This window comes from Litchfieldia sinesaloumensis (assembly GCF_900156865.1).
In the GTDB taxonomy this organism is placed as follows: Bacteria; Bacillota; Bacilli; order Bacillales; family Bacillaceae_L; genus Ferdinandcohnia; species Ferdinandcohnia sinesaloumensis.
In genome coordinates this window covers 10,439-14,596 of record NZ_LT732529.1, presented here as the reverse complement: position 1 = coordinate 14,596, position 4,158 = coordinate 10,439, and the positions used below count along the sequence as shown (strand labels likewise).

At 51.4% G+C, this 4,158-nt stretch carries 1 rRNA gene and 4 other annotated features; the gene reads right to left on the bottom strand.

From position 1 onward, the window contains the following. Positions 1-82 (bottom strand) — a sequence feature (5S ribosomal RNA rRNA prediction is too short). A 181-nt stretch (positions 83-263) separates the two neighbouring features. After that, a 23S ribosomal RNA gene (locus CZ490_RS00090) occupies positions 264-3,194 on the bottom strand. A 468-nt stretch (positions 3,195-3,662) separates the two neighbouring features. Next, positions 3,663-3,795, bottom strand: a sequence feature (16S ribosomal RNA rRNA prediction is too short). Between the two features lie 62 nt (positions 3,796-3,857). Next, positions 3,858-3,954 (bottom strand) — a sequence feature (16S ribosomal RNA rRNA prediction is too short). Between the two features lie 27 nt (positions 3,955-3,981). Next, positions 3,982-4,145: a sequence feature (16S ribosomal RNA rRNA prediction is too short), on the bottom strand. Positions 4,146-4,158 lie beyond the last annotated feature (13 nt).

Genomic DNA, 4,158 nt, shown 5'->3' with positions numbered 1-4,158 from the left:
CCCAACTACCATCGGCGCTGAGAAGCTTAACTTCCGTGTTCGGTATGGGAACGGGTGTGACCTTCTCGCCATCGTCACTAGACTATTATGAAGGATTCATTCCTTCAAAACTAGATAACGTACGCACATTCATGAAGTCATTTGTCTAGCTCCGGCTCCTAGCCTCTCGAGGTCGCTTCACTTCTTCTGTCAAAGTCTATCGACTTTTCGGTCAGAAGTTCCAGCGCTTGTCGAGGCAGTACAGTCGCCTACGCTTTTCTTTTTTGGTTAAGTCCTCGATCGATTAGTATCAGTCAGCTGCACATGTCACCATGCTTCCACCTCTGACCTATCAACCTCGTCATCTTCGAGGGATCTTACTAGTTTAACACTATGGGAAATCTCATCTTGAGGGGGGCTTCATGCTTAGATGCTTTCAGCACTTATCCCTTCCACACATAGCTACCCAGCTATGCCCTTGGCAGGACAACTGGTACACCAGCGGTGTGTCCATCCCGGTCCTCTCGTACTAAGGACAGCTCCTCTCAAATTTCCTACGCCCACGACGGATAGGGACCGAACTGTCTCACGACGTTCTGAACCCAGCTCGCGTACCGCTTTAATGGGCGAACAGCCCAACCCTTGGGACCGACTACAGCCCCAGGATGCGATGAGCCGACATCGAGGTGCCAAACCTCCCCGTCGATGTGGACTCTTGGGGGAGATAAGCCTGTTATCCCCGGGGTAGCTTTTATCCGTTGAGCGATGGCCCTTCCATGCGGAACCACCGGATCACTAAGCCCGACTTTCGTCCCTGCTCGACTTGTAGGTCTCGCAGTCAAGCTCCCTTGTGCCTTTACACTCTACGAATGATTTCCAACCATTCTGAGGGAACCTTTGGGCGCCTCCGTTACTTTTTAGGAGGCGACCGCCCCAGTCAAACTGCCCACCTGACACTGTCTCCAAGGCCGATAAGGCCTTCGGGTTAGAATTTCAATACAGCCAGGGTAGTATCCCACCAATGCCTCCACCGAAGCTGGCGCTCCGGCTTCCAAGGCTCCTACCTATCCTGTACAAGCTGTACCAAAATTCAATATCAGGCTGCAGTAAAGCTCCACGGGGTCTTTCCGTCCTGTCGCGGGTAACCTGCATCTTCACAGGTACTATAATTTCACCGAGTCTCTCGTTGAGACAGTGCCCAGATCGTTACACCTTTCGTGCGGGTCAGAACTTACCTGACAAGGAATTTCGCTACCTTAGGACCGTTATAGTTACGGCCGCCGTTTACTGGGGCTTCGATTCAGAGCTTCGCTTGCGCTAACCCCTCCTCTTAACCTTCCAGCACCGGGCAGGTGTCAGCCCCTATACTTCGCCTTGCGGCTTCGCAGAGACCTGTGTTTTTGCTAAACAGTCGCCTGGGCCTATTCACTGCGGCTTTTCAGGGCTATTCACCCTAAAAAGCACCCCTTCTCCCGAAGTTACGGGGTCATTTTGCCGAGTTCCTTAACGAGAGTTCTCTCGATCACCTTAGGATTCTCTCCTCGCCTACCTGTGTCGGTTTGCGGTACGGGCACCATTTACCTCGCTAGAAGCTTTTCTTGGCAGTGTGGAATCAGGAACTTCGGTACTATATTTCCCTCGCCATCACAGCTCAACCTTATGGTAAGCGGATTTGCCTACTTACCAGTCTAACTGCTTGGACGCGCATATCCAACAGCGCGCTTACCCTATCCTCCTGCGTCCCTCCATTGCTCAAACGGTAAAGAGGTGGTACAGGAATATCAACCTGTTGTCCATCGCCTACGCTTTTCAGCCTCGGCTTAGGTCCCGACTAACCCTGAGCGGACGAGCCTTCCTCAGGAAACCTTAGGCATTCGGTGGAGGGGATTCTCACCCCTCTTTCGCTACTCATACCGGCATTCTCACTTCTAAGCGCTCCACCAGTCCTTACGGTCTGACTTCGCTGCACTTAGAACGCTCTCCTACCATTGTTCGTAAGAACAATCCACAGCTTCGGTGATACGTTTAGCCCCGGTACATTTTCGGCGCAGAGTCACTCGACCAGTGAGCTATTACGCACTCTTTAAATGGTGGCTGCTTCTAAGCCAACATCCTGGTTGTCTAAGCAACTCCACATCCTTTTCCACTTAACGTATACTTTGGGACCTTAGCTGGTGGTCTGGGCTGTTTCCCTCTTGACTACGGATCTTATCACTCGCAGTCTGACTCCCGAGAATCAAGTCTTTGGCATTCGGAGTTTGACTGAATTCGGTAACCCGATGAGGGCCCCTAGTCCAATCAGTGCTCTACCTCCAAGACTCTAACTCGAGGCTAGCCCTAAAGCTATTTCGGAGAGAACCAGCTATCTCCAGGTTCGATTGGAATTTCTCCGCTACCCACACCTCATCCCCGCACTTTTCAACGTGCGTGGGTTCGGGCCTCCATTCAGTGTTACCTGAACTTCACCCTGGACATGGGTAGATCACCTGGTTTCGGGTCTACGACCACGTACTATTTCGCCCTATTCAGACTCGCTTTCGCTGCGGCTCCGTCTCTTCAACTTAACCTTGCACGGGATCGTAACTCGCCGGTTCATTCTACAAAAGGCACGCCATCACACATAAATGTGCTTTGACTACTTGTAGGCACACGGTTTCAGGTTCTCTTTCACTCCCCTTCCGGGGTGCTTTTCACCTTTCCCTCACGGTACTGGTTCACTATCGGTCACTAGGGAGTATTTAGCCTTGGGAGATGGTCCTCCCAGCTTCCGACGGGATTTCACGTGTCCCGCCGTACTCAGGATCCACTCAAGAGAGAACGAAGTTTCGACTACAGGGTTGTTACCTTCTCTGACGGACCTTTCCAGGTCGCTTCGTCTACTCCGTTCTTTTGTAACTCCGTATAGAGTGTCCTACAACCCCAAGAGGCAAGCCTCTTGGTTTGGGCTATCTTCCGTTTCGCTCGCCGCTACTCAGGAAATCGCGTTTGCTTTCTCTTCCTCCGGGTACTAAGATGTTTCAGTTCCCCGGGTCTACCTTCTCTTACCCTATGTATTCAGGTAAGGATACTGCCCCATTACGAGCAGTGGGTTTCCCCATTCGGAAATCTTCGGATCAATGCTTACTTACAGCTCCCCGAAGCATATCGGTGTTAGTACCGTCCTTCATCGGCTCCTAGTGCCAAGGCATCCACCGTGCGCCCTTATTAACTTAACCTGTTCGGCTTCGATAAGCGGCGGATTTCTTCGTCACCTCATTCGTCAGCATCCTCACGTACCTTAAGTACGCTCCGGAGGCCTACAGGATGTAGGTCATGAAGGCGTTGCAACAGGACGTTGCGTATTTAGCCTTCGTTCCAACCACTCGGTTCCTCGAACTCCTTGCTTCTCGTGCGCCTAAAGTTGTTAAAAGAACTTTTACTACTTCAATGAATGTTTTGTTACGTTATCTAGTTTTCAAGGAACGACTTTGAGAGAAAAAGCACTCTCAAAACTGACCACAATACAAAGCGTCTTTTTATGAAGTTCGTAGAACTTCTTATGTCTAGCTACGGTTCCTAGCCTCTCGAGGTTGCTTCACTTCTTCTGTCAAAGTCTAACGACTTTTCCGGCAGAAGTTCCAGCACTTGTCGAGGCTGAACAGTCACCTTCGCTTTTCGACTTTTTCCTTAGAAAGGAGGTGATCCAGCCGCACCTTCCGATACGGCTACCTTGTTACGACTTCACCCCAATCATCTGTCCCACCTTAGGCGGCTGGCTCCTTACGGTTACCCCACCGACTTCGGGTGTTACAAACTCTCGTGGTGTGACGGGCGGTGTGTACAAGGCCCGGGAACGTATTCACCGCGGCATGCTGATCCGCGATTACTAGCGATTCCGGCTTCATGCAGGCGAGTTGCAGCCTGCAATCCGAACTGAGAATGGTTTTATGGGATTCGCTTAACCTCGCGGTTTCGCTGCCCTTTGTACCATCCATTGTAGCACGTGTGTAGCCCAGGTCATAAGGGGCATGATGATTTGACGTCATCCCCACCTTCCTCCGGTTTGTCACCGGCAGTCACCTTAGAGTGCCCAACTAAATGCTGGCAACTAAGATCAAGGGTTGCGCTCGTTGCGGGACTTAACCCAACATCTCACGACACGAGCTGACGACAACCATGCACCACCTGTCACTTATGTCC